The sequence below is a fragment of the Streptococcus respiraculi genome (assembly GCF_003595525.1).
GTDB classification, from domain to species: Bacteria; Bacillota; Bacilli; order Lactobacillales; family Streptococcaceae; genus Streptococcus; species Streptococcus respiraculi.
Window position 1 is genome coordinate 767,728 of the sequence record NZ_CP022680.1, and the last position, 25,925, is coordinate 793,652.

Below are 25,925 nucleotides of genomic sequence, written 5' to 3' on the forward strand. Positions count from 1 at the left end.
AAGCGACTTAATGATGTCCTAAGCTTTATTCAAGTCACTATAGCAATGAAACTCCGAAGGAGGTTGCTTGCGTCTGCACTATCTAATAAAAGATTGAAAAATGCTACTGAAGGGCTGTCATAAACTTGACGAGTTAAGAAAGAGTCAAAAACTGTTTATTTTGATTTTAATTGGGTATAGACATATCATTTCATTGAGGAAGCTACGGGATTTGTGGTAAAATAAGAGGGATACGATATTGGAAAGAAAAAGAGAAATCGGTCTGTTACGATGTTTGATTTTCTTTCGAGTATGAGTAAGAAAGGATGCAATGATGAAAATTTCACAAGAAGAAGTTCGTCACGTGGCCAATCTGTCAAAGTTGGCTTTTAGTGAAGAAGAGACAGCAACTTTTGCGACGACCTTGAGTAAGATTGTCGATATGGTTGAGTTGCTAAATGAAGTAGACACAACAGGCGTTCCTGTCACTACAACAATGGCAGAGCGCAAAAATGTGATGCGGGAAGATACTGCCCAAAAAGGTGAAGATAGAGAAGCACTCTTTAAAAATGTACCGGAATCTCACAATCATTTTATTAAAGTTCCAGCTATTTTAGATGGGGGAGGAGATGCCTAATGAGTTTTAATCACTATTCAATTGATGAGTTGCATGACCTTCTCGTCAAGAAAGAAGTATCGGCTGTTGAGTTAACCAAGGCGACCTTGGAAGATATCAAGGCGCGTGAAGAAGTAGTTGGTAGCTTTATTACCATTGCAGAAGACGAAGCCTTGGCTCAGGCTGCTCGAATCGATGAAAAAGGAATTGATGCAGCCAACGTTATGGCAGGGATTCCGCTAGCGATTAAGGACAATATTTCCACTAAGGGAATCCTGACTACCGCCGCTTCAAAGATGCTTTACAATTATGAGCCGATTTTCGATGCGACTTCTGCAGCGAATGCCTATGGAAAAGACATGATCGTGATTGGCAAGACCAACATGGATGAATTTGCCATGGGTGGCTCAACTGAGACCTCTTACTTTAAAAAGACTAGAAATGCCTGGGATCAGACCAAGGTACCGGGTGGCTCATCAGGTGGTTCTGCGACAGCCGTGGCGTCTGGTCAGGTGCGCTTATCACTGGGGTCTGATACAGGTGGTTCTATCCGCCAACCTGCTGCTTTCAATGGGGTGGTCGGAATGAAGCCAACCTATGGAACGGTTTCTCGTTTTGGCTTGATTGCCTTTGGGAGTTCCTTGGATCAGATTGGACCTTTCTCACAAACGGTCAAAGAAAATGCGCAGTTGCTCAATGTGATTGCAGGTCATGACACGAAAGATTCGACATCAGCTCAACTTGCGGTGGCAGATTATGCCAGCAAGATTGGTCAAGATATCAAGGGTATGAAAATTGCGCTTCCGAAAGAGTATATCGGAGAAGGAATTGATCCGCAAATCAAGGATTGTATTTTACAGGCAGCCAAACATTTGGAGAGCCTAGGTGCGGTGATTGAGGAGGTTAGCTTACCTCATAGCAAGTATGGTGTTGCGGTTTATTATATCATTGCGTCATCTGAGGCAAGCTCCAACTTGCAACGTTTTGATGGTATTCGCTATGGTTTCCGTGCAGAAGATGCGACAAATTTGGATGAGATTTATGTCAATACGCGTAGCCAAGGTTTTGGTGAAGAAGTCAAACGTCGCATTATGCTGGGAACTTTCAGCTTATCTTCTGGTTATTATGATGCTTACTACAAAAAAGCTGGTCAGGTGCGTAGCTTGATTATTCAAGATTTTGAGAAGGTCTTTGCAGATTATGATTTGATTTTAGGGCCAACAGCTCCAACGGTGGCGTATGGTCTTGGTACGATGAATCAAGATCCTGTTGCCATGTATTTGGCCGATTTGCTGACGATTCCGGTCAACTTGGCGGGACTACCAGGGATTTCGATTCCTGCTGGTTTTGTAGAAGGGTTGCCAGTCGGTTTGCAATTGATTGGATCAAAACATAGTGAAGAAACAATTTATCAAGTGGCGGCAGCCTTTGAAGCAACGACAGATTATCATAAGCAACAACCCGTTATTTTTGGAGGTGAGAAATAATGAACTTTGAAACTATTATTGGACTAGAAGTCCATGTTGAATTGAATACCAATTCAAAGATTTTCTCTCCGTCATCTGCGCACTTTGGTGAGAATCCAAATGCCAATACTAATGTGATTGACTGGTCTTTCCCTGGTGTCTTGCCTGTCCTGAATAAGGGAGTAGTAGAAGCTGGGATTAAGGCTGCCTTGGCCTTGAATATGGATATTCACCAGCACATGCACTTTGACCGTAAGAATTATTTCTATCCGGATAATCCTAAGGCCTATCAAATTTCTCAATTTGATGAGCCAATTGGCTACAATGGTTGGATTGAAATTGAATTAGAGGACGGATTGACCAAGAAAATCCGCATTGAGCGGGCACATTTGGAAGAAGATGCTGGGAAAAATACGCATGGGATAGACGGCTATTCCTACGTTGATTTGAATCGTCAGGGTGTGCCTTTGATTGAGATTGTCTCTGAAGCTGACATGCGTAGTCCCGAGGAGGCGTATGCCTACTTGACCGCCTTGAAAGAAATTATCCAGTACACAGGCATTTCAGATGTGAAAATGGAAGAAGGTTCGATGCGGGTCGATGCTAATATCTCTCTTCGTCCGTATGGTCAAGAGGCATTTGGTACCAAGACAGAGCTGAAGAATTTGAACTCCTTTAACTACGTGAAAAAAGGTTTGCAACATGAAGTCGAGCGTCAAGCGAAAATTTTGCGTTCAGGTGGTCAGATTCAGCAAGAGACACGCCGCTATGATGAAGCAACGGGGGAAACGATTCTCATGCGGGTCAAAGAGGGTTCAGCGGATTACCGCTATTTCCCAGAGCCAGACCTGCCTTTATATGAGATTGAAGATAGCTGGATTGCAGGAGTCAAATCTACCTTGCCTAAGTTTCCTAAGGAGCGCCGTGCAGATTATATGGAGCGTTTGGGCTTGTCAAGCTATGATGCGGGTCAATTGACGGCAACGAAGACACTATCAGACTTCTTTGAGGCAGCTGTAGCCCTTGGTGGCGATGCCAAGCAGGTGTCTAACTGGTTGCAGGGTGAGGTAGCTCAGTTCTTGAATGCTGAGCAAAAGAGCTTGTCAGAGATTGCCCTTTCACCAGAAAGTCTGGTCGAAATGATTGGACTGATTGCAGATGGCACGATTTCGTCGAAAATTGCTAAGAAAGTCTTTGTGCATTTGGCGAAAAATGGTGGTTCTGCGCGTGAATACGTAGAAAAAGCAGGTTTAGTACAGATTTCAGACCCAGCCGTTTTGATTCCAATCATTCATCAAGTCTTTGCGGACAACGAAGCAGCTGTGGCAGACTTCAAGTCTGGTAAACGCAATGCGGACAAGGCCTTTACTGGTTTCCTTATGAAAGCAACGAAAGGTCAAGCCAACCCGCAAGTGGCGCAACAATTGCTGGCACAAGAATTACAGAAATTAGTAGATTAAGTGCGATATTTATGCACACACATATATATACCTAGTATAGGGATTGAGAAAGGAATAGGACAAGGCAAGGAGCTGCAGATAGAACTGGCATTTGTCAAAGCGACTTGATGATGTCCTAATCTTTATTCAATTCACTAGAAAAGGCTCAAAACCAATGAACTACTATTGGTTTTGAGCCTTTTTAGCTAGGTGGTTCTTTATAAACTGCTCTCTCTCAAGGTTAATTGTGTGCCAAGCTTGACCATGCGGGGGTGGTATGTGGTTGGTTTTTTCAACATGGCGTCCACTAAATCAACTGCTTGAATTCCCATTTCTTCAGTAAAGACGGTAATGCTTGAGAGGGTGGGGTATACTTGTTTGGTAATTGGGGTATCGTTAAAGGTGATGATTTGAACTCGATTTGGAACGGAGATTTGGGCTTCGTGTAAGGCACGAAGGGCACCGACAGCAAGGCTATCATTGGCAACGAAAAAGGCTGCTGGCAAGTCGTCTCCCAAGTTATCAATGGCCTCTTTCATCAACTGGTAGCCAGCTTGGCTGGTAAAGGGGCCTGTAAAGACAAAGCGATTCTGGTAGAGGTCACGATCAGACAGGTATTGTTTGAAAGTCCGCAATCGTGGATCTGACAAAGTTAATTCTTTATCGTAGGTTTCTTCTTGGCCTGCAATCATTCCGATTTCCGTAATGCCCTGTTCAAGATAATGGTCAATGACTTGAATGACCGAGCGGTTGAAATCAGTTGTCACGCAGGAAAAACCATCTGCCAGAGTATCAAAATCCACAAAGACTAGCTGTTTGTGAATCCCTGCTAATTCTGTCATTTGCTGCTGACTAAATTTTCCGATGGCAATCACGGCATCTACCTCTTTTAGAAGTGGCGAAGCAATATCGTGGAAACAGCGAACGATGTCATAACCTAGTGCAAAGGCACGCTGTTCTAAGCTAATCCGAATGGAATAGTAGTAGAGATCATCCAATTCCCTGCTTTCGGTATACCATTGGAGGATACCGATTTTTCGTACACTGCTATCAGGACGTTGCTTGCTCAGATGCTTGGTATAGCCTAATTCTTGGGCAATAGCAAAGACCTTTGCGCGCGTATCAGGACTGACAGACAAGCTCGCATCCTCTTTTAAGACACGAGAAATCGTCGCAGTGGACAACTGCGTTTTTTGTGCAATATCTTTTAAAGTAACCATAATCCTTCTCCTCAGTTCTCTTTTATTATACCATAGTTTAGTAAAAATAACAGACTATAAAAGAGAGTTGGTTTTAGTAAAGTTTACTAAAAATATTGACAAACCAGACAAATCAGTTTACAATAAAATAAAAACGGTTACAATGGGAGGGCTGTATATGAACACAGTAGAGCTTCAACAAGCTTTTGAAGGGATTTTTGGTAAGGAAGCAGATGCGACCTTCTTTTCCCCAGGACGGATTAACTTAATCGGAGAGCATACGGATTACAATGGCGGGCACGTTTTTCCAGCTGCGATTACCTTAGGGACCTATGGTGCAGCTCGTAAGCGTGAGGATCAAGTATTGCGCTTTTATTCTGCCAACTTTGAGGACCTGGGGATTATTGAGGTTTCGTTACAGAATTTGGTGTATGATAAGGCGGACAATTGGACAAACTATGCTAAGGGTGTCTTGAAATATTTACAAGAAGCAGGACATACCATTGATTGCGGGCTAGACGTCTTTGTCTATGGTAATATTCCAAATGGATCTGGCTTGTCATCGTCAGCTTCCTTAGAATTATTGATTGGGATTATCGCAGAGGAATTGTTTGATTTGGACTTGACTCGCCTTGATTTGGTCAAGATTGGCAAACAGACGGAAAACGAATTTATCGGGGTTAATTCTGGTATCATGGACCAATTTGCAATCGGCATGGGCGCAGATCAGCGGGCCATTTATCTAGATACTAATACACTTGAGTATGGACTAGTGCCACTCGATTTGGGTGACCATGTCATCGTCATCATGAATACCAATAAGCGCCGGGAACTGGCAGATTCCAAATACAATGAACGCCGAGCAGAATGCGAAAAAGCAGTTGAAGAATTAAATGCAGTGTTAAATATTCAGACCTTGGGTGAGTTAGATGCGCAGACCTTTGATGAATACAGCTACTTGATTCAGGATGAAAACCGTATCAAGCGGGCTCGCCATGCTGTTTGGGAAAATCAGCGGACCTTGCAGGCAAGACAGTCCTTGGAAGCAGGAGATTTGGAGCAATTTGGTCGCTTGGTCAATGCTTCTCATGTGTCTTTGGAACATGACTACGAAGTAACAGGGCTAGAATTAGACACCTTGGCGCATACTGCTTGGCAGCAAGAGGGTGTGCTTGGTGCGCGGATGACAGGAGCTGGATTTGGCGGTTGTGGCATTGCCATTGTTGAAAAGGACAAGGTAGATGCTTTCATCGAACATGTCGGCAAGATTTATACAGACATCGTGGGCTATGCGCCGAGCTTTTATATCGCTGAAATTGCAGCAGGTTCTCGCGTTTTATCCCGAAAATAAGTAGGTAGAATACATGACAAAGAGTGTACTAGACAGGTTTGTGGACGGGGTCATCTCAGAAAGTAATTATGAGGAAGTTGACCGTATCTATCTGCGGAATCGTGTTATGGCTCTCGTTGGTGAAAGCGGAGTAGAGCGCGAAAGTCAAGCCACGACAATTGTGGAAGCCAAGGATGAACTGGTTGCGATTGCAGTTGCAAATGGTATGGTTGGAAATCTCCTTGAAGAGCAGGAAGTTCTTGGAGCGGTGCTAATGGACTTCATCACACCAAGTCCTAGTCAGGTTAACCAAGCCTTTTGGTCTCAGTATGAGAACAATCCTGACCAGGCGATTGCAGATTTTTATGAACTCAGTAAGCGTAACGACTACATCAAGGTCAAGGCTATTGCAAAGAATATCTATTATCAGGTGCCGACAGAATATGGTGATTTGGAAATTACCATTAATTTGTCGAAGCCCGAGAAAGACCCTAAGGCGATTGCGGCAGCTAAATTAGTAGAAGCTGCCAACTATCCTAAGTGTCTTCTCTGCGTGGAAAATGAGGGCTATCAAGGGCGTATCAATCACCCTGCTCGTGCCAATCACCGAATTATTCGTTTTGATTTGGGAGGGGAAAAATGGGGTTTCCAATATTCGCCCTATGCTTACTTCAATGAGCATGCGATTTTCTTGCATACAGAGCATGTGCCAATGGCGATTACGCCACAAACCTTTGAACAGTTGCTAGATTTGGTAGAGCTATTGCCGGGCTATTTTGTGGGGTCCAATTCGGATTTACCAATAGCTGGTGGCTCTATTCTCACCCACAACCATTATCAAGGCGGGCGGCACACCTTTGCTATGGAAAAGGCAGAAATCGAGTATTCGCTGACCTTTGCTGGTTTTGAAGAGGTGAGCGCTGGTATCGTCAAATGGCCGATGTCGGTCATTCGTTTGGCAAGTGAGAACCAAGAGCGTTTGGTGGAGCTTGCGACTAAGATTTTGGAAAAATGGCGGAGCTACTCTGATGAAACGGTACAGATTCTTGCTTCTTCAAACGGCGAGCCACATCATACCATTACCCCAATTGCACGGAAAAAAGGTCAACAATTTGAGCTGGACTTGGTCTTGCGGGATAATCAGACCTCTGAAGAATTTCCAGACGGGATTTATCATCCGCACCCAGATGTACAGCATATCAAGAAAGAAAATATCGGTCTGATTGAGGTTATGGGACTTGCGATTTTGCCACCTCGTTTGAAGATAGAATTACAAGAAGTAGAGGCCTATCTGCTAGGAGAGGTGGATCAGGTTGCGGACTACCATCAAGATTGGGCCGATGCCTTGAAAGACCAGTATCCTGAGATTTCTAAAGACAAAGTGACCCAGATTGTGCATGATGCGGTCGGTCAAGTCTTTGGACGCGTCTTAGAAGATGCCGGTGTTTACAAACGTACACCAGAAGGCCAGGTAGCCTTCTTGCGCTTTGCGGAATATGTCGGCCTAGTCAATCAATAAGTAAGTGTTTTCAAAACGACAGCAGACGAAATTTTCGTCTGCTTTTGTGTTACAATAGATTCAAGTGAAAACAAGGAGATATGCTAGATGAACGAGAAGATGAAGGGGACTCTTTTGACCCTGATAGCAGGGATTGCCTGGGGCTTATCAGGTGTCAGTGGCCAGTTTGTCATGGCAAGAGGTGTGAATGTGGAGACGCTAACTGCCCTGCGCCTAGTGATTTCTGGTGTCCTCTTGGTTGCCCTAGCGGCAGTTCAAAATCCGTCGCAGCTCAAGCAACTCTTGATGGATAAGAAAGCCATGATTCGTCTGCTTCTCTTTTCAATTTTTGGCCTAGTCTTAAATCAATCTGCCTATCTAACTGCCATTTATCATACCAATGCAGGAACGGCAACAGTGTTGCAATACCTCTGTCCTATTTTGGTTTTAGCCTATGTCTGTTTGAAAGAGAAACAACAGCCGACAGCGGTTGAACTAATTGCGATTGTCTTTGCGGTTCTTGGGACATTTCTGATTGCGACCCATGGACAGGTCAATCAGTTAGCTATGACACCAAAAGGTCTATTCTGGGGCTTGTTTTCTGCGGTGACCTATGCGCTTTACATCATTTTGCCAACAGCTATTATTAAAGAGTATGGCAGTCTAGTTGTGATTGGCGTATCCATGCTCTTGGGATCGTTTGAGGTCGGTCTAGTCTTTCAACCTTGGCAGCATGTCATGCCTTTTACTAGTGAGATTCTCTGGGGGTTGGTTGGTATCGTAGGAGTCGGGACTGTCTTTGCTTACACTGCCTTTTTAAAAGGGGTGAGTATGGTTGGCCAGGTCAATGGGAGTTTGCTTGCCTCAATTGAGCCGATTGCCTCGGTCTTTTTCGCCGTTTTAGTGGTCAATGAAGTCTTCTATCCGATGGATTTGGTCGGTATGGTTCTCATTCTGCTTGCGGTTCTACTTGTTTCAGTTAAAGACATGCTCATGGCACGAAAAAAGCAAAAGATGACAGCTATAAAGGAGTAAGTACGCCACTTGCTCTTTTTTATGTTATACTAAAAGAAAAGGCTTACATGATGGAGGTCATCGATGAAAGAATTTTGTGCAGAAAATCATGTGCGGATTGCGCATGCCATTGCTTTGGGTGCAGGTCGGATTGAGCTGTGTGACAATCTAGCGGTGGGTGGAACCACTCCCAGCTACGGTGTCATTGGTACGGTATGCGATATGGCCCATGAACAGGGAGTGCCCGTCATGACCATGGTGCGGCCCCGTGGAGGTGATTTTTGCTACGATGTAGCAGAAAAGAAGATGATGTTAGAAGACGCCAGAATTGCCAAGGAATTGAGAACGGACGGACTTGTTTTTGGTGCTCTTACCGAGGATAATTGGCTAGATGAGGACTTTTTATGTCAACTGATTGCAGAAGCTGGAAATCTTGAAACAGTCTTTCACATGGCATTTGATATGATTCCGCGAAAACGCCAGTTTGAAGCAATCGACTGGCTAGTCGAACATGGTGTGACACGGATTTTAACGCGTGGTGGGATTCATGGTGCTGCGGGTGACAATGTAGACTGGATCAAGGAGTTGCTTGCGCATGCCGATAATCGAATTGAAATCCTAATCGGAGGCGGTGTGACAAGAGACAATGCTGAGCACTTGATGCAAGAGCTTGGGGTTACACAGGTTCACGGTACACGTCTGTTTTGGTGATTGCTAGCGGGTATGCTTTCCCATTGAATAACTATTTTGTTTTCTTTTGAAAAACAAGATATGTTATACTATACCTAATAAAAAAAGAAAGATGAAAGTAGAACATTTTAAAGGAGATAAAATGACGACAAATAAACAAAAGAAAAAATGGTTGAAATTTGCTTACCATGGCTGGTTGCTTCTTGCAGTTATCTATTTTGCTTTTTATATTTTGGTGGATGCCAAGGTGATTTCTGCGACACAACCTGTTAGTTTGATTGTAGTGGCGATTGCAGTTGGGGTTGCTCCAAGTATCAAAAAATTCATCGAAGCTAAACTCGATGAGAAAAAGGACGATAGCCTGTAGATATGGATAAAAGAGGTGCTTGATATAGGTCGGGCACCTTTTGTTTTTGTACCTTTGTCAATGATGTGAGACCAAACTTTTATTTTTAGAAACCATGATATGCTATTCTATCTCCAAGGAGCTAGCTCCTTGGAGAAATTTTCTTGTTTCAATAGGGGATTTCCAACCTAGGCTCTGCATGGGGAGTCTGTTAGAGGTGTAGAGGTATCGTTTCATCTGCCTGATGAGGTCATCGTAGGAGTAGAATCGCAAGTGTTGGTAAAAGCGTCTGTTATCGTTTCTGTGGCTGCGTTCCACTTTGCCGTTGTGTCTAGGTGTTCGCGGTCGAATGAGCTTGTGCACCATGCCCAGCTCCTTACAAAGCACATCCAAGGGGTGAATCTGCTTGGTTTCCTTGAAGTGAGTAAACTCAAATCCATTGTCGGTCTGAATAATTTGTGGCTTGTAGCGAAAGTGTTTAATGGCCATTTTGACAAACTGGACAGTGGAGTAAGAGGACTGTTCCTTGAAGGGATAGATAAATCGCTCTCTGCTTGCTTCGTCAATGACAGTGTACTGGTAAAATTTTTCAGGCATCGTGCCAGTGTAACAGTGCTTAGGGACGTACTTCACGTCCATTTGCCACTTGATTCCTAATTTCGTGGGTGTATCATAGGGTTTAGGAACATAGGCCTCTTTCTTGGTTTCAGCCGCCTTGAAGAATCCCATTTTTCTCAAGAGCCGAAAGAGAGAGCAAGGGTGTCTGTCGTATCCCTTGTTGGCTCTTAGCTTGTAGAAAATCTCGATGAGGGTTGCATTTGGATTTCTGCGGATGCAGTTTTTAATCCACCTGATTTCTTGCTCAGTATGAGCTTTGGGGTGAGTTTTGTGTGGTCTGTGGGACTTATCTTTGAGAGAGTCCTTGGTTCCGTCAAATCGCTTATTCCAGCGCATGAGAGAGGCTTTTGAGACCTTATACCGCCTGCAGATGAATGCGACAGAAGCCCCACCACGATACGTTTTCACCGCGTGGTAACGTGTGTCGAGCGTGTGTGGCAAATAACGAAGGTTTTGTGGTATACTAGTCATGAGAAGATTCCTTTATGAGAAGTGTGGTTACTTTTATCATATCAGGTTTCTTCTTTTTTGTACTCAGGTCTCACATCTATTGTAAGGTAACAATATAGGTCGGGCACCTTTTGTTTTCCATTCGCTATTTGTACTGAATTATGGTAGAATAAAATGATTAGCTTCTTTGGTGAGATGAGTAAGTTTGCTTTTCTTATCAGGAAAAATGATAGTGGAGAATAATGTGACAGTTGAGAATTATATGCCAGATTTTGTGCTTGAAAAAGCCTATGATGTGACAGTAGAAAGTTTGCAAAAATACCATATTCGAACAGTTTTTGTGGACTTGGATAATACCTTGATTGCCTGGAACAATCCAGACGGGACCCCTGAGATGCGCAAGTGGTTGCATGATTTGCGAGATGCGGGAATCCATGTGGTTGTTGTGTCAAATAATAAATATGAACGTGTGAAGCGGGCAGTAGAGCGTTTTGGAATTGATTTTGAAGCCTTTGCTCTGAAACCTTTTACTGTTGGAATTGAGCGCGCCATTAAACGTTTTGGCATTAGGCGCGAAGAAGCGATTATGATTGGTGATCAGCTGATGACGGATATTCGAGCTGCCAAGCGGGCAGGGATTCGTTCGGTCTTGGTACGGCCGCTCATTGAGACAGACTCGATTAACACTCAAATTAATCGTTGGCGTGAACGCCGTATGATGAAGAGAATTACCGCCAAATATGGCGCATTTGATTACAAGAGGGAAATGTAAGTGGAAGAATTGTATTGTATTGGCTGCGGAGCCTTGATTCAGACCGAGGAAAAAGAAGGGGTAGGCTATACGCCCCAATCTGTCTTGGAAAAGGGATTAGAAACAGGCCAGGTTTACTGCCAGCGCTGTTTCCGTCTCCGTCATTATAATGAAATTTCAGATGTCAATATTTCAGATGATGAGTTTCAGACCCTGCTCCATAGTGTAGGGGACAGTGATGCTTTGGTGGTCAATGTCATTGATATTTTCGACTTTAATGGCTCTGTCATTCCAGGCTTGTCACGCTTTGTATCCGGCAATGATGTCCTTTTGGTCGGGAATAAAAAGGATATTTTGCCTAAGTCTGTCAAGGACGGGAAAGTGACCCAATGGCTGACCGAACGGGCTCATGAGGTAGGCTTGCGTCCGATTGATGTGATGTTAACATCTGCTCAAAACAAGCACGCCATAAAGGACTTGATTGACAGGATTGAACAGTATCGCAAGGGTCGTGATGTCTATGTGGTCGGTGTGACCAATGTTGGGAAATCAACGCTGATTAACGCCATTATTCAGGAAATTACAGGAGACAAGGACGTAATTACCACCTCTCGTTTCCCCGGTACAACCCTTGATAAGATTGAAATTCCTCTCGATGATGGGTCTTACATCTACGATACTCCGGGGATTATTCATCGTCATCAGATGGCCCATTATTTGTCTGCCAAAAATTTAAAATTTGCTAGTCCACGTAAGGAAATCAAACCCAAAACCTATCAGTTAAATCCTGAACAAACCCTCTTTTTAGCTGGTTTAGGACGGTTTGATTTTATCGCAGGAGAAAAACAGGGCTTTACCGCATTTTTTGACAATGAATTAAAACTTCACCGCACCAAATTAGATGGTGCGACAGCATTTTACCAAAAACACGCAGGTAGTTTACTAGTGCCACCAACTAGTGCAGAATTAGAAAACTTCCCAGAATTGGTCCGGTATGAATTTACTATTACTGAAAAAACAGATGTCGTCTTCTCAGGTCTAGGTTGGATTCGTATCAATGGCGTAGCCAAAATCGCAGCCTGGGCACCAAAGGGTGTCGGTGTTGTGATTCGTAAAGCAATCATATAGAAAAAGGAAATACTATGACATTAACATCAAAACAACGGGCCTTTCTTAACAGTCAGGCGCATAGTTTGAAACCTATTATCCAAATCGGGAAATATGGCTTGAATGACCAGATTAAGACCAGCGTCCGTCAGGCCTTGGATAGACGAGAGTTGATAAAGGTGACGCTACTACAAAATACGGATGAAAATATCCACGATGTGGCTGAAACCTTGGAAGAAGAAATCGGGGTTGATACCGTGCAAAAAATTGGTCGAACCTTGATTCTCTTCAAGCAATCAAGCAAGAAAGAAAATCGAAAACTCTCTATCAAAGTGAGAGAAATCTAGTGAGAATGGTCCAAGAATGGATGAGTTGGATAAGGAGTCTACATGGCAATTGAGCTCTTAACACCCTTTACAAAGGTTGAGTTAGAAGTTGAAAAGAAAGAAACAAATCGCAAGCAGGTTGGTATTTTGGGAGGGAATTTCAATCCTGTTCATAATGCCCATTTAATTGTGGCTGACCAGGTTCGGCAGCAGTTAAAATTAGATGAGGTCTTGCTGATGCCTGAATTTCTACCGCCTCATGTCGACAAAAAAGAAACGATTGACGAATTGCACCGCTACAACATGCTCAAAATGGCGATTGCAGGGATTGAAGGTCTCGGGATTGAAACGATTGAGTTAGAGCGCCGTGGCATCAGCTATACCTATGACACGATGAAACTCTTGAAAGAAAAGAATCCTGATACGGATTACTATTTCATCATCGGCGCTGATATGGTGGACTATTTGCCCAAGTGGCATCGGATTGATGAGTTGATTCAGCTGGTGCAATTTGTTGGTGTACAGCGCCCACGTTATAAGGCAGGAACTTCTTATCCGATTATCTGGGTAGACGTTCCCTTAATGGATATTTCATCCAGTATGGTTCGCCAATTTATTCAGCAAGGTCGTGTGCCAAACTTTATGCTACCACATGAGGTTTTGGACTACATTGAAGAAAAAGGATTGTACAAATGATTGCAGCAGATTTGTCTTTTGACCGTGAACAGCTCCTTGAAAAAATCAGTTCTGCAATGTCAGAAAAACGCTTCCGCCATGTTCTGGGTGTGGAAGAAGCAGCGCTAGAGCTGGCTCGTCAGTACGGTTGTGACGAGAAAAAAGCGAGTCTTGCGGCTCTTCTCCATGATTATGCCAAGGAAGTGGACGACCAAGTATTTCTGGACTTGATTGACCAGTATCAGTTAGGTGAAGACTTGAAAGTCTGGGGCAATAATGTCTGGCATGGGATGGTCGGCTCCTACAAAATTCGTCAAGATTTTGGGCTAAATGACTCAGAAATTTTACAAGCCATAGAGCGCCATACGGTGGGAGCAGCGGAGATGACCTTACTCGATAAGGTTCTCTACGTGGCTGACTACATTGAACCAAACCGTGCTTTTCCAGGGGTTGATGAGGCAAGAAGATTAGCTAAGGTGTCGCTTGAGCAAGCTGTAGCGTTTGAGACAGTCCATACAGTAGCGCATTTGGTCCAGAAGAGCATTCCTATCTATCCCCAAACGATTGAAACCTACAATGCTTATGTAGGATATTTGAATCAGTAACCAATAATGAGGTAAAACGTGAAAGAAAAAGAATTAGTAGAATTGGTCGTTAGAGCGGCCGATGAAAAACGGGCAGAAGAAATTGTAGCGTTAGATGTCACATCTCTGACCAGTGTGACAGACTATTTTGTCATTGCAAGCTCGATGAACAGTCGCCAGCTTGAGGCGATTGCGGAAAATATCCGTGAAAAGGTCAAAGAGGCGGGCTTTGCAGGGAGTCAAATCGAGGGTGATTCGGCAGGTGGCTGGGTTCTCTTAGATCTAGGCGGTGTCGTTGTCCACATCTTCTCAGAAGAAATGCGTGCCCACTACAACCTTGAAAAATTGTGGCATGAAGCTGAGAATGTTGATGTAGCTGACTGGCTGTAAGACTGTAGAAAGAATACAAAACGAAGAACCTGTATTCACAGCTCAACAACTCTAATCGGGAGCTTATGAATACAGGTTCTTAGTTGGGAGTCGACAGCTACTCTATGTCAGACTTTGATTTTTGACGAGTATGCGTTTTTTCAAGAAAAGAAAGGAAACAACATGGCGACGTATGAAACTTTTGCCTCGGTCTATGATGCGATTATGGATGACCATCTCTATGACCAATGGACCGATTTTAGCCTGCGGCATTTCCCAAAAGGAAAGAAAAAACTGCTTGAATTAGCTTGTGGGACAGGGATTCAGTCCATTCGCTTTAAGGAGGTAGGCTTTGATGTGACGGGGCTTGATTTGAGCCGTGAGATGCTTGAGTTGGCACAACAACGCAGTCAAAAAGCGGGTCTTGCCATTCCCTTTTTAGAGGGCAATATGCTCGACTTATCCAGTCTCGGTCAGTTTGATATGGTGACCTGTTATTCGGATTCGATTTGCTATATGGAAGATGAAGTCGAGGTCGGTCAGGTCTTTCAAGAGGTGTATCAACATCTCAATGAGGGTGGTCGTTTTCTTTTTGATGTGCATTCGACTTACCAAATGGATAAGGTTTTTCCAGGCTATAGCTACCATGAAAATGCGGAAGACTTTGCCTTTGTCTGGGATACCTATGCAGATGAGCCACCGCACTCAATCGTTCACGAGTTGACATTCTTTGTGCAAGAAGAAGATGGTCGTTTCAGCCGAATGGACGAGATTCATGAGGAGCGGACCTATGATCTTTTGACCTATGATGTCTTATTAGAGCAGGCAGGTTTTAAACATGTTAAGGTCTATGCGGATTTTGAGGACAAGGAGCCAACGCAAACAAGCGCTCGCTGGTTCTTTGTAGCAGAAAAATGACCGTCACTGGTATCATAGCGGAGTTCAATCCCTTTCACAATGGTCATGCCTATCTCCTCTCGCAAACAAAAGGGCTAAAGATTGTCGCCATGAGTGGTAATTTTACCCAGCGGGGGGAGCCTGCGATTGTGGACAAGTGGACGCGGGCGCAAATGGCACTTGAAAATGGTGCAGATTTGGTAGTTGAGTTGCCCTTCTTGGTCAGCGTTCAGGCAGCGGACTTCTTTGCCCAAGGTGCCGTGGCTATTCTCGCTCGTCTGGGGATTGACCAGTTATCCTTTGGGACGGAGGAGTTGTTGGACTACGGGAAAATAGCAGAGCTCTACGAGGCAAAAGGAGCAGAAATGGTAGATTTTCTAACTCGCTTACCCGATAGCTTGAGCTACCCTGAAAAAACGCGGCTCATGTGGGAAAGGTTTGCGGGTCTCAGTTTTTCAGGGAATACACCAAATCACGTTCTCGCTCTTGCCTATGCCAAAGCCGTTGCAGGAAAAGGAATCGCCCTATGTCCAATCCAGCGAAAGGGAGCTGGTTTTCATTCCTTGGATGTCCATTTGGAGTTTGCCTCGGCAACGGCTCTGAGAAATCGGATTGACGATGCCCAGTTTGTTACAACTTTTAGCCCAAGTGGGCACTTACTCCAGCAAGCACCGCGTGTTTCCTGGTCAAATTATTTTCCTTACCTGCGCTACCAAATTCTCTCCAACCCTGACTTGACAGAGATTTACCAAATGAACCAAGAAATGGCAAGTCGTATCATCGAAGCCATTAAAACGGCAATCTCTATTGATGAATTAGTCGAGAAAGTTGCGACGAAACGCTATACTAAGGCACGAGTGAGAAGGCTTTTGACCTATATCTTAGTCCAGGCAAGGGAAACTTCTCTTTCTGAGGCCATTCATGTCCTAGGTTTTACTGAAAAAGGGCGCAAGCATTTAGCGAGCTTGAAGCAGGAGGTTGCCTTTATCAGTCGGATTGGAAAAGAACCGTGGGACATCCTGACCCAGCAGGCTGATAAGATTTACCAGCTGGGACATCCTGAACTGGTAGAACAAAATATCGGACGCGTGCCGATAGGTGTTGGCCAGTAACAGTTGTCAGACATGATAGAAAGAGGTGAGCAGATGATGCGACCAATTATGAGAGATATTTTCTTTTTACAAGGACCGTCAGAAAAAGCAACCAAGGCGGATCTAGCGATTGGGCAAGATTTGCAGGATACCTTGCAGGCGCACCAAGATGCTTGTGTCGGTATGGCGGCCAATATGATTGGGATTAGGAAGCGGATCATCATTGTCAATATGGGATTTACCAATCTAGTCATGTATAATCCCATTCTTCTAGCTGCTAGACAGCCTTATCAAACCGAAGAAAGTTGTCTCTCCCTAGACGGTGTACGCCCTACTCAGCGATTTGAAGAAATCGAGGTCTCCTTTTTCGACCAAAATTGGCAGGAAAAGCGTCTAACCTTGACAGGTTTCACCGCCCAGATTGTTCAACACGAACTGGACCATTTAGAGGGCATTATTATTTGATGAAAAAAGAACTAAATCAGTCGATTTGGTTTTTTTATTAGAACAATTGGTCAAAAAAAGTCAAAAAAGATATTGACATTTACTGACCAATGGTGTATAGTAGTAGTGTAAGGTTGGGAAATCTTATAGATTCATTATCTCAAAGAGTTTTCTTTTTCAGATAATGGTCAGTAAACATCAAACAAATGGGAAGCCTGGCTTCGATTTCTTTTGTGAAATTGGTCAGAAAAAGTCAAACGCGATACACGGTATCCTTTCTTTTTTAAGAAAAGGTCAGGGAACGTCAAAAAAGAATAAATGAGGTATGAACATGAACAATCATTATAACAACTTTAACAACATAGACGATATTTTCAATCAACTAATGGGACGCATGCAGGGCTACAATACAGAAAGTCGCCGCTATCTCATCAATGGTCGTGAAGTGACACCGGAAGAATTTGCTCATTACCGTGTAACCGGTCAGTTGCCACAGACAGAAGAGCAAGCGGAAAGTACGCACAATCCGCATTTTAAAAAAGATGGCATTCTAGCAAAGCTTGGTCGCAACTTGACAGCTGAAGCAAGAGAAAGTATGCTCGATCCTGTCATTGGACGCAATAAGGAAATTCAAGAAACTGCGGAAATCCTTTCTCGCAGAACCAAGAATAATCCTGTATTGGTTGGGGATGCGGGGGTCGGGAAGACTGCGGTTGTAGAAGGGCTAGCCCAAGCGATTGTTCGTGGCGATGTACCAGCTGCGATTAAGAACAAAGAATTGATTTCAATTGATATTTCCGGACTTGAAGCAGGTACCCAGTACCGCGGTAGCTTTGAGGAAAATATCCAAAATCTGATAGCAGAAGTTAAGGAAATGGGCAATGTTATCATCTTCTTTGATGAAATTCATCAGATTCTCGGTGCGGGTAGCACAGGTGAAAGTGCTTCAAAAGGTCTTGCGGATATCTTGAAACCAGCTCTTTCTCGGGGAGAATTAACCGTGATTGGGGCAACGACTCAGGACGAATACCGCAATACGATTTTGAAGAATGCAGCTCTGGCGCGCCGTTTCAATGAAGTCAAGGTCAATGCACCGTCTGCTGAAGACACCTACAAAATCCTTCAAGGAATCCGGGACTTGTATGAGGCGCACCACAATGTTATCTTGCCAGATGAGGTTTTAAAAGCAGCTGTTGACTACTCTGTCCAATACATTCCGCAACGGAGTCTTCCTGATAAGGCAATTGACTTGCTCGATGTGAGCGCAGCTCACTTGGCAGCGCAACACCCTGTAACAGACATTCATGCTCTTGAAACAGAAATTGCGCAAGAAAAAGAAAAGCAGGAGAATGCCGTACAAAAAGAGGACTATGAGGCAGCCTTGAATGCTAAAGTTCGCATTGAAGAAATAGAAAAACAAATTAAAAACCATTCTGAAGATACTAAGGTAACGGCTAGCATCAACGATGTGGCAGAGTCTATCGAGCGCATGACAGGCATTCCTGTTTCGCAAATGGGGTCAAGTGACATTGAGCGTTTGAAAGGGATGAGCGATCGCCTCAAGACTAAGGTCATCGGCCAAAGTGATGCGGTCGAAGCCGTCGCCCGTGCCATTCGTCGGAACCGTGCAGGGTTTGATGAGGGCCGTCGCCCAATCGGTAGCTTCCTTTTTGTTGGACCAACTGGTGTTGGGAAGACCGAGCTAGCAAAACAGCTGGCGCTTGACCTCTTTGGGACAAAAGATGCGATTATTCGCCTAGACATGTCTGAGTACAGTGATCGTACGGCTGTTTCTAAGTTGATCGGAACAACAGCTGGCTATGTGGGCTACGATGACAATAGTAACACGCTGACCGAGCGTGTCCGTAGAAATCCTTACTCAATCGTTCTGTTGGATGAGATTGAAAAGGCCGACCCGCAAGTCATTACGCTTCTTTTGCAGGTGCTTGATGACGGACATTTGACAGACGGTCAAGGAAATACGGTCAACTTTAAAAATACTGTCATCATTGCGACCTCAAATGCAGGATTTGGCTATGAAGGAGCAAGTCATGATGAAGCTGACAAATCTGATATTATGGACCGTCTCAAACCATTCTTTCGCCCAGAATTTCTCAATCGTTTCAATGCCGTGATTGAATTTCTCCACCTAGGAAAAGAAGACTTGGCAGAGATTGTTGAGTTGATGCTGGCAGAAGTTAATCAGATGTTGGCTAAAAAAGAGATGCACTTAGAAGTGACAGAGAGCGCTAAAGAGCATTTGATTGAGAAAGGGTATAACGAAGTCATGGGTGTGCGCCCACTCCGCCGAGTCATTGAACAAGAAATCCGCGATAAGGTGACCGATTTCTACCTTGATCACCTAGATGCTAAAGAATTGTTTGCAGATATGGTAGAGGGCGAGCTAGTGATTAGTGATACTCGTCAAAAATAAGCTCTCGATTAGAATGACTTTGCTTGTGAATACAGGTTCTAAAAAGACTTTTTCTTTAAAGTCATAACCACCCGTGAAAACGGGTGGCTTGTACACCGGCTATAAGCCGTTTCCCTCCAGCGGGCGTCTAAAGACGCTCGCTGAACTTCGTTCAGGTTAGCTTCTATTACTTGACTAATGCCCGTAACAACGGGCTTTTATCTTGTTCTAAAACCTCCATCTGAAAATGGATCTTCATACTCTTTAACACTCAACTTATCAAGAGCGATGTCAGTCTTTTCCTACTCACGGATATACTTCGCAACAGTTTTCTCGTTTAATCCTACCGTACTGACGTAATAGCCTCTTGCCCAAAATTTGCGATTTCCATACTTATATTTTAAATTCGCATGTTTATCAAATATCATTAAGGCACTTTTACTTTTCAGATAGCCCATAAATTCAGAAATCGCAAGTTTTGGAGGAATGAGAACTAACATGTGAACATGATCTGACATCATGTGACCTTCAATAATTTCAACTCCTTTATATTGGCATAGATGACGGAAAATATCGATTAAATCCTGCCTAATTTTGTAGTATATGGCTTTTCTTCGGTACTTCGGTGTGAAGACAATATGATATTTGCACATCCATTTGGTGTGTGATAAACTATAACTACTTTTAGTCATTTATTTTTCCTCCTTTGTCTAACCTGAACAATTAGATTATACTAGGAAAGATAAATGAAAGCTAGAAGCCTTGTTAGCCACCAGCTTAGCTGGTGGTTTTCTTGTTCTTCTCTGCGAGAAGAACTGGCTTGAAGCCATAATGAAAGGAACTGGAGCAGTCCAGTTCCTTTTTATCGTTTAGCAGTTGAGGTGAAGGTGATTTTATCAGGGCGATAGCTGATGCTGCCATATTGAAAGGGCTTGCCGTTATCGAGGTAGCTGGTACTTGTGACAACAACGACCATGTCATAATCCCCTAAATCAAGGTGATGACGCTCTTCGTCATTGGCATAGCGGAAGGAGATTTCACGCTCGGAATGGCTGATAGTGAGGTTCAATTCTTGTTCCAGATAGTGGTAGATGGATCCTTCTGCAATCTCGCGATTGAGGTAAGGCACGATGCGGCGGTCAAAATAAGAAATCTCATACTCGACGGCTTCTCCGTTAATGGTACGCGAGCGTCCCACACGGTAAAAATCGACACTGTCCCCGACCTGAAAGGCCTCCATAAGAAGGGGCTCACCTTGGACAATATAGAGGCTCGTCAAGCTTGTCTTGACATCGTGGGTATGGGGGTGATTCAGCTCCCCTACTGTTTTAATCTCTGATAAGGGCTGTGGCTTGGTCAATTGAGGTTCCAGCACAATGGAGTTTCGTCCCTGCTGTTTGCGGATATAGCCGTCACGCTCAAGGAGTGACAGGGCTTTTCGAATGGTATCCTTTGAGAAATGATAGTGGTGCATCAGATCGTTTTCACTGGGCAGTTCTTGATTGGCTGGAAATAGATCTGCGAGAATCTTTTTTTTAATGTCTTCATAGACAGTTTTGTACTTACTCATCACCTATCGTCCTCTCTTTTTTCTTAGTATATCATAAAAGTAACAAAAATTATACGTACAAGTCTTGGGAAAATATCTCTAAATTACGTAAAACAAAAACTGTTACGTAAAAGATATTGACAAACGCAAACGTTTGCGTTAGAATGAAACGGTAAGGAAAAAGAAAGGAAGACGAATATGACCAACCGTACAAGTGGTGTTTTGATGCACGTTACTTCCCTACCGGGGAAATTTGGTATTGGAACATTCGGGAAAGAAGCCTATGAATTTGTGGATTTCTTGGTAGAAACCAAGCAAACCTACTGGCAAATCCTTCCGTTGACAACGACTAGCTATGGGGATTCTCCCTACCAATCTTTTTCTGCCATTGCAGGAAATACTAATCTCATCGATTTTGAGTTATTGGTCGAGGCTGGTTGCTTGCAAGTCACAGATTACGAGAAAGTCGATTTTGGAGAAAATCCAGAAGAAATTGACTATGCGCGGCTATTTACCACGCGCCGTCCGATTTTGGAAATGGCGGTAAAAGGCTTTTTAGCCCAAGACAAACACATTGCAGCATTTAGAGAATTTGAAAAGGCCAATTCATCATGGTTGAATGACTATGCTGAATTTATGGCCATTAAAGAACATTTTGGAAACAAGGCGCTTCAGGAGTGGGAAGACAAGAAAGTCCTTGCTCGCAATGAAGAAACGCTTGAAAAATACCGTCAGGACTTGGCAGAGCAAATTGACTACTTCAAGGTTACCCAATATTTCTTCTTCAGCCAATGGAAGGAATTAAAGGCCTACGCCAACCGCAAGCATATCAAGATTATTGGAGATATGCCAATCTATGTTTCAGCAGACAGTGTAGAAGTATGGACCAAGCCTCATCTCTTTAAGCTTGATAGCGAGCGTAAGCCCCTTTATGTGGCAGGTGTTCCGGCGGATAACTTTAGTGCAGACGGTCAGCTCTGGGGCAACCCGCTCTATGACTGGGCAGAGCATGAAAAGACAGGCTTTAGCTGGTGGATTTACCGCATTCATGAGAGTTTCAAGCTCTACGATGTCTTACGGATTGACCATTTCAAAGGTTTCTCTGATTTCTGGCAAGTAGCAGGAGATGCTACAGTTGCCAAGGTCGGCACTTGGGAGCCAGGACCAGGCTACAGTCTCTTTAAAGTAGTCAAAGAGGCCTTGGGGGACTTGCCGATTATTGCCGAAGATTTGGGAAATATTGACGCGAAGGCTCGGAAACTCTTAAATGACTGTGGCTATCCAGGCATGAAAATCTTACAATTTGGGTTGGAAGATGTGGGCGGCAAAAGTATTGACAGTCCGCATCGCTGCATTCCAAACTCCGTATCTTATACAGGAACGCATGACAACGACGTCATCAATGGTTGGTATACGACCTTGACACCCAAGCAACAGGAATATGTCGATGATTATAGCAACCGCAAGCCGATTGAGCCTGTGACTCAGGCTATGCTTCGGGTCTTGTTTGCGACCGTGAGTGACACTGTTATTGCTACCATGCAGGATATTTTGGATTTGCCGGGTTCATCGCGGATGAACATGCCGTCTACTATTGGTGGCAATTGGCAATGGCGTATGAAAGCAGAAGATTTAACCCAAGATAAGAAAGACTTTTTAGTGAAAATTACGAGATTATATCAACGAGGAAATGAACAAAATGACTAACTTTACAACATTTGCAGAAGCAAATACAGCAAAAACAGTAGCTGAATTGACCAACGAGGAAATCTATTTCCAACTATTAAGCTATGTCAAAGATGCGGCAGCGACAAAAGCTAAAAACACAGGAAAACGCAAAGTTTACTATATTTCAGCAGAATTTCTAATCGGAAAACTCTTGTCTAACAACCTGATTAACCTCGGTATCTACAAAGACATTCAATCAGAACTTGCGGCAGCTGGTAAATCACTCAGTCAAGTAGAAGACGTAGAGCCAGAACCATCACTTGGAAATGGTGGTCTTGGACGTTTGGCATCTTGTTTTGTCGATTCTATGTCAACGCTTGGAATCAATGGAGAAGGGGTCGGACTCAACTACCATTGCGGTCTTTTCAAGCAAGTATTTGACAAGAATGAGCAAGAAGCAGAGCCAAACTTCTGGATTGCAGATCAATCTTGGTTGATTCCTACAGATATCAGCTATGAAGTTCCGTTCAGAGACTTTACCTTGACCTCTAAACTAGACCGTTTGGATATATTGGGTTACAAGAAAGACACGAAAAACTACCTCAACTTGTTTGACATTGAGCATGTCAACTATGACTTGATTCAAGACGGTATCGCCTTTGACAAGACAGATATTAAGGAAAACTTGACCCTCTTCCTTTACCCAGATGATTCAGATAAAAACGGGGAATTGCTCCGTATTTATCAACAGTATTTCATGGTGTCAAATGCTGCGCAACTCTTGATTGATGAAGCATTGGAGCGGGGCAGCAATCTCCATGATTTGGCGGAATACGCATACGTACAAATCAACGATACCCACCCATCTATGGTTATTCCAGAGTTGATTCGTCTCTTGACGGAAAAACATGGCTTGGACTTTGCAGAAGCGGTTGAGATTGTCCGCAATATGACTGGTTACACCAACCACACTATTTTGGCAGAAGCTTTGGAAAAATGGCCACTTGATTTCCTAGAAGAAGTGGTGCCACACTTGGTTACCATTATCAAAGAATTGGATGCCATGGTGCGGGCTAGTTATCAAGATCCTGCCGTTCAAATCATTGACGAAACAGGCCGTGTACACATGGCTCACATGGATATCCACTTCTCAAACTCTGTCAATGGGGTGGCAGCACTCCATACCGAAATCTTGAAAAATTCTGAGTTGAAGGTTTTTTACGACCTCTATCCAGAGAAATTCAACAACAAGACCAATGGAATTACCTTCCGTCGTTGGTTAGAATTTGCCAACCAAGACTTGGCAGACTATATCAAGGAGTTGATTGGTGATGGCTATCTTGAAAATGCGACAGAGCTCGAAAAATTATTGGCCTATGCAGATGACAAGGCCGTACATGCCAAGTTAGCCGAGATTAAATTCCAAAATAAACTGGCCCTCAAACGGTATCTTAAAGACAACAAGGGGATTGACTTGGATGAACATTCGATTATTGATACCCAAATCAAGCGATTCCATGAATATAAGCGTCAGCAGATGAATGCCCTTTACGTGATCCATAAATATTTGGAAATCAAAAATGGCAACCTGCCAAAACGCAAGATTACCGTTATCTTTGGTGGGAAGGCAGCTCCTGCTTACATCATCGCTCAAGACATTATCCACCTCATTCTTTGCTTGTCAGAATTAATCAACAACGATCCTGAGGTCAGTCCATATCTCAATGTACATTTGGTAGAAAACTACAATGTCACCGTGGCAGAAAAATTGATTCCTGCAACGGATATTTCAGAGCAGATTTCTCTTGCTTCTAAAGAAGCATCTGGTACTGGAAATATGAAATTCATGTTGAATGGTGCTTTGACATTAGGAACCATGGACGGTGCCAATGTCGAGATTGCAGAGCTTGCTGGTAGCGCAAATATCTATACATTCGGTAAGGATTCAGATACGATTATTGACTTGTATGAAACCGGCGGCTACGTATCACGTGAATACTATGCCAATGATGAAGAAATCAAGCGTGCGGTTGACTTTATTGTGAGTGAGGACTTGGTCCGTCTCGGAAATAACGAACGCTTGGAACGCCTGTACCAAGAACTCTTGAACAAGGACTGGTTTATGACCTTGATTGACTTGAAAGAGTATATTGCTGTCAAAGAGCAGGTCTTGTTAGACTATGAAGACCAAGAGGCGTGGAACAAGAAAGTGATTCATAATATCGCAAAAGCTGGCTTCTTCTCCTCAGACCGCACGATTGAGCAGTACAATGAGGATATTTGGCATAGCCGCTAATACTTAGTTTGCCACTACTGCGAAAGGATTGCCTGTCGCTTATCTTGTTCGTGCGATGTTCTTTCAACAAAAGATGAAAAGACTGATTATGAGTTGTGGTGAATACAAATCGTATGGATATGAAAACAGGAGAACTCGGTGTTGAATCTGCGCCAAGTTCTCTTGTTAAATAGATAGTGGATTGAGAAAGGAATAGGACAAGGAAAGGAGTTGCAGATAGAACTGGCGTTCATCAAAGCGACTGAACGGTGTTCTAACCTTTATTCCATTCACTATAAAATCAAACGAAAACAGAAAGGAGGTACCAGAACAGTTGCTATGAAATTACTAACGCTCAATGTTCATGCCTGGTTAGAAGACCAACAGGCAGAAAAAATAGATATTCTAGCTCGGACCATTGCTGAAAAGCAGTATGATGTGGTGGCGCTTCAAGAGGTCAATCAGCTGATGACGGCACATCTAGTAACCAAGGATATCAAAGAGGATAATTACGGCTTGCTCTTGGTGGAAAAAATCAACCAGTTGAGCGAGGCTCACTATTCCTTATTTTGGAGTAATTCGCATATTGGCTATGACAAGTACGATGAGGGAATTGCCTTTCTCACCAAGCTACCAGTCTATGAAGTCGATTCGTTTTACTGCACGGAACTTCAGACGGTGCAATCGATTTTATCACGCAAGATTATTGGTATCACGGTTGTTTATCAGGGGCAACTCATCGATTGTTATTCCTGCCACATGAACCTGCCAGATTGTCAGGAGGAAGATTCGATTGCCAATCTGCGAGCGATTGTGGAGCGTTCTCGCCATTCTCGCCTGAAGATTTTAATGGGTGATTTTAACACCGATGCTATTTCTGCCCCAAAAGACTATGAGGCGATGAAAGGAGTCGGATTGCTTGACACCTATGAACTAGCCCAGGAAAAGGATGCGGGGATTACTGTATCAAATGCTATTGACGGTTGGAGCAGTCACGGAGCTGAAAAGCGAATTGACTATATCTTTCTAAACCAGGAACGTGAAGTTCTCTCAAGCCATGTCATTTTTAATGGAGAAAATCAAGCAGTTGTTTCGGATCATTTTGGTCTTGAAGTGTATGTGAAATGTTAG

24 protein-coding genes and 1 pseudogene are annotated in these 25,925 nt (G+C 43.6%); 21 read left to right on the plus strand and 4 right to left on the minus strand.

Features of this window, described 5'->3' with window-relative positions; all coding sequences use genetic code 11:
• Positions 1–313: 313 nt before the first annotated feature.
• The 3 genes from gatC to gatB are packed head-to-tail and all read left to right on the plus strand — an operon-like array spanning position 314 to position 3,521.
• Positions 314–616 (plus strand): Asp-tRNA(Asn)/Glu-tRNA(Gln) amidotransferase subunit GatC, encoded by a 303-nt coding sequence (gene gatC / locus CHF41_RS03895; protein WP_119876072.1) that lies wholly within the window; start codon positions 314–316, stop codon positions 614–616.
• Positions 616–2,082: an Asp-tRNA(Asn)/Glu-tRNA(Gln) amidotransferase subunit GatA gene (gene gatA, locus CHF41_RS03900; protein ID WP_119876073.1), complete on the plus strand. Its 1,467-nt coding sequence runs from the start codon at positions 616–618 to the stop codon at positions 2,080–2,082. Before gatC ends, gatA begins: the two co-directional genes overlap by 1 nt.
• Positions 2,082–3,521: an Asp-tRNA(Asn)/Glu-tRNA(Gln) amidotransferase subunit GatB gene (gatB, locus tag CHF41_RS03905; protein WP_119876074.1), complete on the plus strand. Its 1,440-nt coding sequence runs from the start codon at positions 2,082–2,084 to the stop codon at positions 3,519–3,521. The genes gatA and gatB overlap by 1 nt, the downstream gene beginning before the upstream one ends.
• A 197-nt stretch (positions 3,522–3,718) precedes the next feature.
• On the opposite strand, the gene CHF41_RS03910 is transcribed toward gatB, so the two are convergent.
• A complete protein-coding gene (locus CHF41_RS03910; RefSeq protein ID WP_119876075.1) occupies positions 3,719–4,720 on the minus strand; it encodes a LacI family DNA-binding transcriptional regulator in 1,002 nt (333 codons plus the stop codon).
• 157 nt (positions 4,721–4,877) lie between these two features.
• Here CHF41_RS03910 and CHF41_RS03915 point away from each other — a divergent pair, with 157 nt between their 5' ends.
• The 5 genes from CHF41_RS03915 to CHF41_RS03935 all read left to right on the plus strand — a co-directional run bounded on the left by CHF41_RS03915 (position 4,878) and on the right by CHF41_RS03935 (position 9,598).
• Positions 4,878–6,050 carry a galactokinase gene (locus tag CHF41_RS03915; protein WP_119876076.1) on the plus strand — a complete coding sequence of 391 codons (1,173 nt, stop codon included), beginning with the start codon at positions 4,878–4,880 and terminating at the stop codon, positions 6,048–6,050.
• Between the two features lie 13 nt (positions 6,051–6,063).
• On the plus strand, positions 6,064–7,548 hold the full coding sequence (gene galT / locus CHF41_RS03920; protein WP_119876077.1) for a UDP-glucose--hexose-1-phosphate uridylyltransferase: 1,485 nt from the start codon (positions 6,064–6,066) through the stop codon (positions 7,546–7,548).
• A gap of 87 nt (positions 7,549–7,635) precedes the next feature.
• Entirely contained in the window at positions 7,636–8,562 is a 927-nt protein-coding gene (locus CHF41_RS03925) for a DMT family transporter (protein WP_119876078.1), read from the plus strand.
• A gap of 63 nt (positions 8,563–8,625) precedes the next feature.
• Positions 8,626–9,252 carry a copper homeostasis protein CutC gene (locus CHF41_RS03930; protein WP_119876079.1) on the plus strand — a complete coding sequence of 209 codons (627 nt, stop codon included), beginning with the start codon at positions 8,626–8,628 and terminating at the stop codon, positions 9,250–9,252.
• A 121-nt stretch (positions 9,253–9,373) separates the two neighbouring features.
• Positions 9,374–9,598: a hypothetical protein gene (locus CHF41_RS03935; RefSeq protein WP_119876080.1), complete on the plus strand. Its 225-nt coding sequence runs from the start codon at positions 9,374–9,376 to the stop codon at positions 9,596–9,598.
• Between the two features lie 102 nt (positions 9,599–9,700).
• Here the strand turns inward: CHF41_RS03935 and CHF41_RS03940 are convergent, their stop codons facing one another.
• Complete coding sequence (locus CHF41_RS03940) at positions 9,701–10,666, minus strand: DDE-type integrase/transposase/recombinase (RefSeq protein ID WP_119876081.1); 966 nt, start codon at positions 10,664–10,666, stop codon at positions 9,701–9,703.
• A gap of 223 nt (positions 10,667–10,889) precedes the next feature.
• Between CHF41_RS03940 and CHF41_RS03945 the strand changes: the two genes are divergently transcribed.
• From CHF41_RS03945 to CHF41_RS03990, 10 genes are all read left to right on the plus strand, one after another.
• The gene (locus CHF41_RS03945; protein WP_119876082.1) at positions 10,890–11,417 is read left to right on the plus strand and encodes a YqeG family HAD IIIA-type phosphatase; all 528 of its coding nucleotides are present in this window, start codon (positions 10,890–10,892) and stop codon (positions 11,415–11,417) included.
• Positions 11,418–12,524 (plus strand): ribosome biogenesis GTPase YqeH, encoded by a 1,107-nt coding sequence (yqeH, locus tag CHF41_RS03950; RefSeq protein ID WP_119876083.1) that lies wholly within the window; start codon positions 11,418–11,420, stop codon positions 12,522–12,524.
• A 14-nt stretch (positions 12,525–12,538) separates the two neighbouring features.
• Positions 12,539–12,850 carry a ribosome assembly RNA-binding protein YhbY gene (gene yhbY / locus CHF41_RS03955; protein ID WP_067088219.1) on the plus strand — a complete coding sequence of 104 codons (312 nt, stop codon included), beginning with the start codon at positions 12,539–12,541 and terminating at the stop codon, positions 12,848–12,850.
• A gap of 42 nt (positions 12,851–12,892) precedes the next feature.
• Complete coding sequence (locus tag CHF41_RS03960) at positions 12,893–13,525, plus strand: nicotinate-nucleotide adenylyltransferase (protein ID WP_075104647.1); 633 nt, start codon at positions 12,893–12,895, stop codon at positions 13,523–13,525.
• Positions 13,522–14,109: a bis(5'-nucleosyl)-tetraphosphatase (symmetrical) YqeK gene (yqeK, locus tag CHF41_RS03965; RefSeq protein ID WP_119876084.1), complete on the plus strand. Its 588-nt coding sequence runs from the start codon at positions 13,522–13,524 to the stop codon at positions 14,107–14,109. The genes CHF41_RS03960 and yqeK overlap by 4 nt, the downstream gene beginning before the upstream one ends.
• Before the next feature lie 18 nt (positions 14,110–14,127).
• On the plus strand, positions 14,128–14,478 hold the full coding sequence (gene rsfS, locus CHF41_RS03970) for a ribosome silencing factor (protein WP_119876085.1): 351 nt from the start codon (positions 14,128–14,130) through the stop codon (positions 14,476–14,478).
• Between the two features lie 162 nt (positions 14,479–14,640).
• Entirely contained in the window at positions 14,641–15,375 is a 735-nt protein-coding gene (locus CHF41_RS03975; protein ID WP_119876086.1) for a class I SAM-dependent DNA methyltransferase, read from the plus strand.
• Positions 15,372–16,466, plus strand: coding sequence for a nucleotidyltransferase (locus CHF41_RS03980; protein WP_119876087.1), 1,095 nt, complete (start codon positions 15,372–15,374; stop codon positions 16,464–16,466). Before CHF41_RS03975 ends, CHF41_RS03980 begins: the two co-directional genes overlap by 4 nt.
• 33 nt (positions 16,467–16,499) lie before the next feature.
• Positions 16,500–16,910: a peptide deformylase gene (locus CHF41_RS03985; RefSeq protein ID WP_119876088.1), complete on the plus strand. Its 411-nt coding sequence runs from the start codon at positions 16,500–16,502 to the stop codon at positions 16,908–16,910.
• Between the two features lie 310 nt (positions 16,911–17,220).
• Positions 17,221–19,323, plus strand: coding sequence for an AAA family ATPase (locus tag CHF41_RS03990; RefSeq protein ID WP_119876089.1), 2,103 nt, complete (start codon positions 17,221–17,223; stop codon positions 19,321–19,323).
• A gap of 197 nt (positions 19,324–19,520) precedes the next feature.
• Here the strand turns inward: CHF41_RS03990 and tnpA are convergent.
• Positions 19,521–19,994, minus strand: a pseudogene (gene tnpA / locus CHF41_RS03995) (IS200/IS605 family transposase).
• Positions 19,995–20,164: 170 nt separating this feature from the next.
• Positions 20,165–20,872, minus strand: coding sequence for a GntR family transcriptional regulator (locus CHF41_RS04000; RefSeq protein ID WP_119876090.1), 708 nt, complete (start codon positions 20,870–20,872; stop codon positions 20,165–20,167).
• A 177-nt stretch (positions 20,873–21,049) separates the two neighbouring features.
• On the opposite strand from CHF41_RS04000, the gene malQ reads away from it, so the two are divergent.
• From malQ to CHF41_RS04015, 3 genes are all read left to right on the plus strand, one after another.
• The gene (malQ, locus tag CHF41_RS04005) at positions 21,050–22,558 is read left to right on the plus strand and encodes a 4-alpha-glucanotransferase (RefSeq protein ID WP_119876091.1); all 1,509 of its coding nucleotides are present in this window, start codon (positions 21,050–21,052) and stop codon (positions 22,556–22,558) included.
• The gene (gene glgP / locus CHF41_RS04010) at positions 22,551–24,815 is read left to right on the plus strand and encodes a glycogen/starch/alpha-glucan family phosphorylase (RefSeq protein ID WP_119876092.1); all 2,265 of its coding nucleotides are present in this window, start codon (positions 22,551–22,553) and stop codon (positions 24,813–24,815) included. Before malQ ends, glgP begins: the two co-directional genes overlap by 8 nt.
• Before the next feature lie 318 nt (positions 24,816–25,133).
• Positions 25,134–25,925: an endonuclease/exonuclease/phosphatase family protein gene (locus CHF41_RS04015; protein ID WP_119876093.1), complete on the plus strand. Its 792-nt coding sequence runs from the start codon at positions 25,134–25,136 to the stop codon at positions 25,923–25,925.

Excerpts from the sequence above, each read along its gene's own strand:
- gatC (WP_119876072.1), top strand. The coding sequence starts at position 314 with ATGAAAATTTCACAAGAAGAAGTTCGTCACGTGGCCAATCTGTCAAAG.
- gatA (WP_119876073.1), top strand. The coding sequence starts at position 616 with ATGAGTTTTAATCACTATTCAATTGATGAGTTGCATGACCTTCTCGTC.
- gatB (WP_119876074.1), top strand. The coding sequence starts at position 2,082 with ATGAACTTTGAAACTATTATTGGACTAGAAGTCCATGTTGAATTGAAT.
- CHF41_RS03910 (WP_119876075.1), bottom strand. The coding sequence starts at position 4,720 with ATGGTTACTTTAAAAGATATTGCACAAAAAACGCAGTTGTCCACTGCG.
- CHF41_RS03915 (WP_119876076.1), top strand. The coding sequence starts at position 4,878 with ATGAACACAGTAGAGCTTCAACAAGCTTTTGAAGGGATTTTTGGTAAG.
- galT (WP_119876077.1), top strand. The coding sequence starts at position 6,064 with ATGACAAAGAGTGTACTAGACAGGTTTGTGGACGGGGTCATCTCAGAA.
- CHF41_RS03925 (WP_119876078.1), top strand. The coding sequence starts at position 7,636 with ATGAACGAGAAGATGAAGGGGACTCTTTTGACCCTGATAGCAGGGATT.
- CHF41_RS03930 (WP_119876079.1), top strand. The coding sequence starts at position 8,626 with ATGAAAGAATTTTGTGCAGAAAATCATGTGCGGATTGCGCATGCCATT.
- CHF41_RS03935 (WP_119876080.1), top strand. The coding sequence starts at position 9,374 with ATGACGACAAATAAACAAAAGAAAAAATGGTTGAAATTTGCTTACCAT.
- CHF41_RS03940 (WP_119876081.1), bottom strand. The coding sequence starts at position 10,666 with ATGACTAGTATACCACAAAACCTTCGTTATTTGCCACACACGCTCGAC.
- yhbY (WP_067088219.1), top strand. The coding sequence starts at position 12,539 with ATGACATTAACATCAAAACAACGGGCCTTTCTTAACAGTCAGGCGCAT.
- CHF41_RS03960 (WP_075104647.1), top strand. The coding sequence starts at position 12,893 with ATGGCAATTGAGCTCTTAACACCCTTTACAAAGGTTGAGTTAGAAGTT.
- yqeK (WP_119876084.1), top strand. The coding sequence starts at position 13,522 with ATGATTGCAGCAGATTTGTCTTTTGACCGTGAACAGCTCCTTGAAAAA.
- CHF41_RS03975 (WP_119876086.1), top strand. The coding sequence starts at position 14,641 with ATGGCGACGTATGAAACTTTTGCCTCGGTCTATGATGCGATTATGGAT.
- CHF41_RS03980 (WP_119876087.1), top strand. The coding sequence starts at position 15,372 with ATGACCGTCACTGGTATCATAGCGGAGTTCAATCCCTTTCACAATGGT.
- CHF41_RS03985 (WP_119876088.1), top strand. The coding sequence starts at position 16,500 with ATGATGCGACCAATTATGAGAGATATTTTCTTTTTACAAGGACCGTCA.
- CHF41_RS03990 (WP_119876089.1), top strand. The coding sequence starts at position 17,221 with ATGAACAATCATTATAACAACTTTAACAACATAGACGATATTTTCAAT.
- CHF41_RS04000 (WP_119876090.1), bottom strand. The coding sequence starts at position 20,872 with ATGAGTAAGTACAAAACTGTCTATGAAGACATTAAAAAAAAGATTCTC.
- malQ (WP_119876091.1), top strand. The coding sequence starts at position 21,050 with ATGACCAACCGTACAAGTGGTGTTTTGATGCACGTTACTTCCCTACCG.
- glgP (WP_119876092.1), top strand. The coding sequence starts at position 22,551 with ATGACTAACTTTACAACATTTGCAGAAGCAAATACAGCAAAAACAGTA.
- CHF41_RS04015 (WP_119876093.1), top strand. The coding sequence starts at position 25,134 with ATGAAATTACTAACGCTCAATGTTCATGCCTGGTTAGAAGACCAACAG.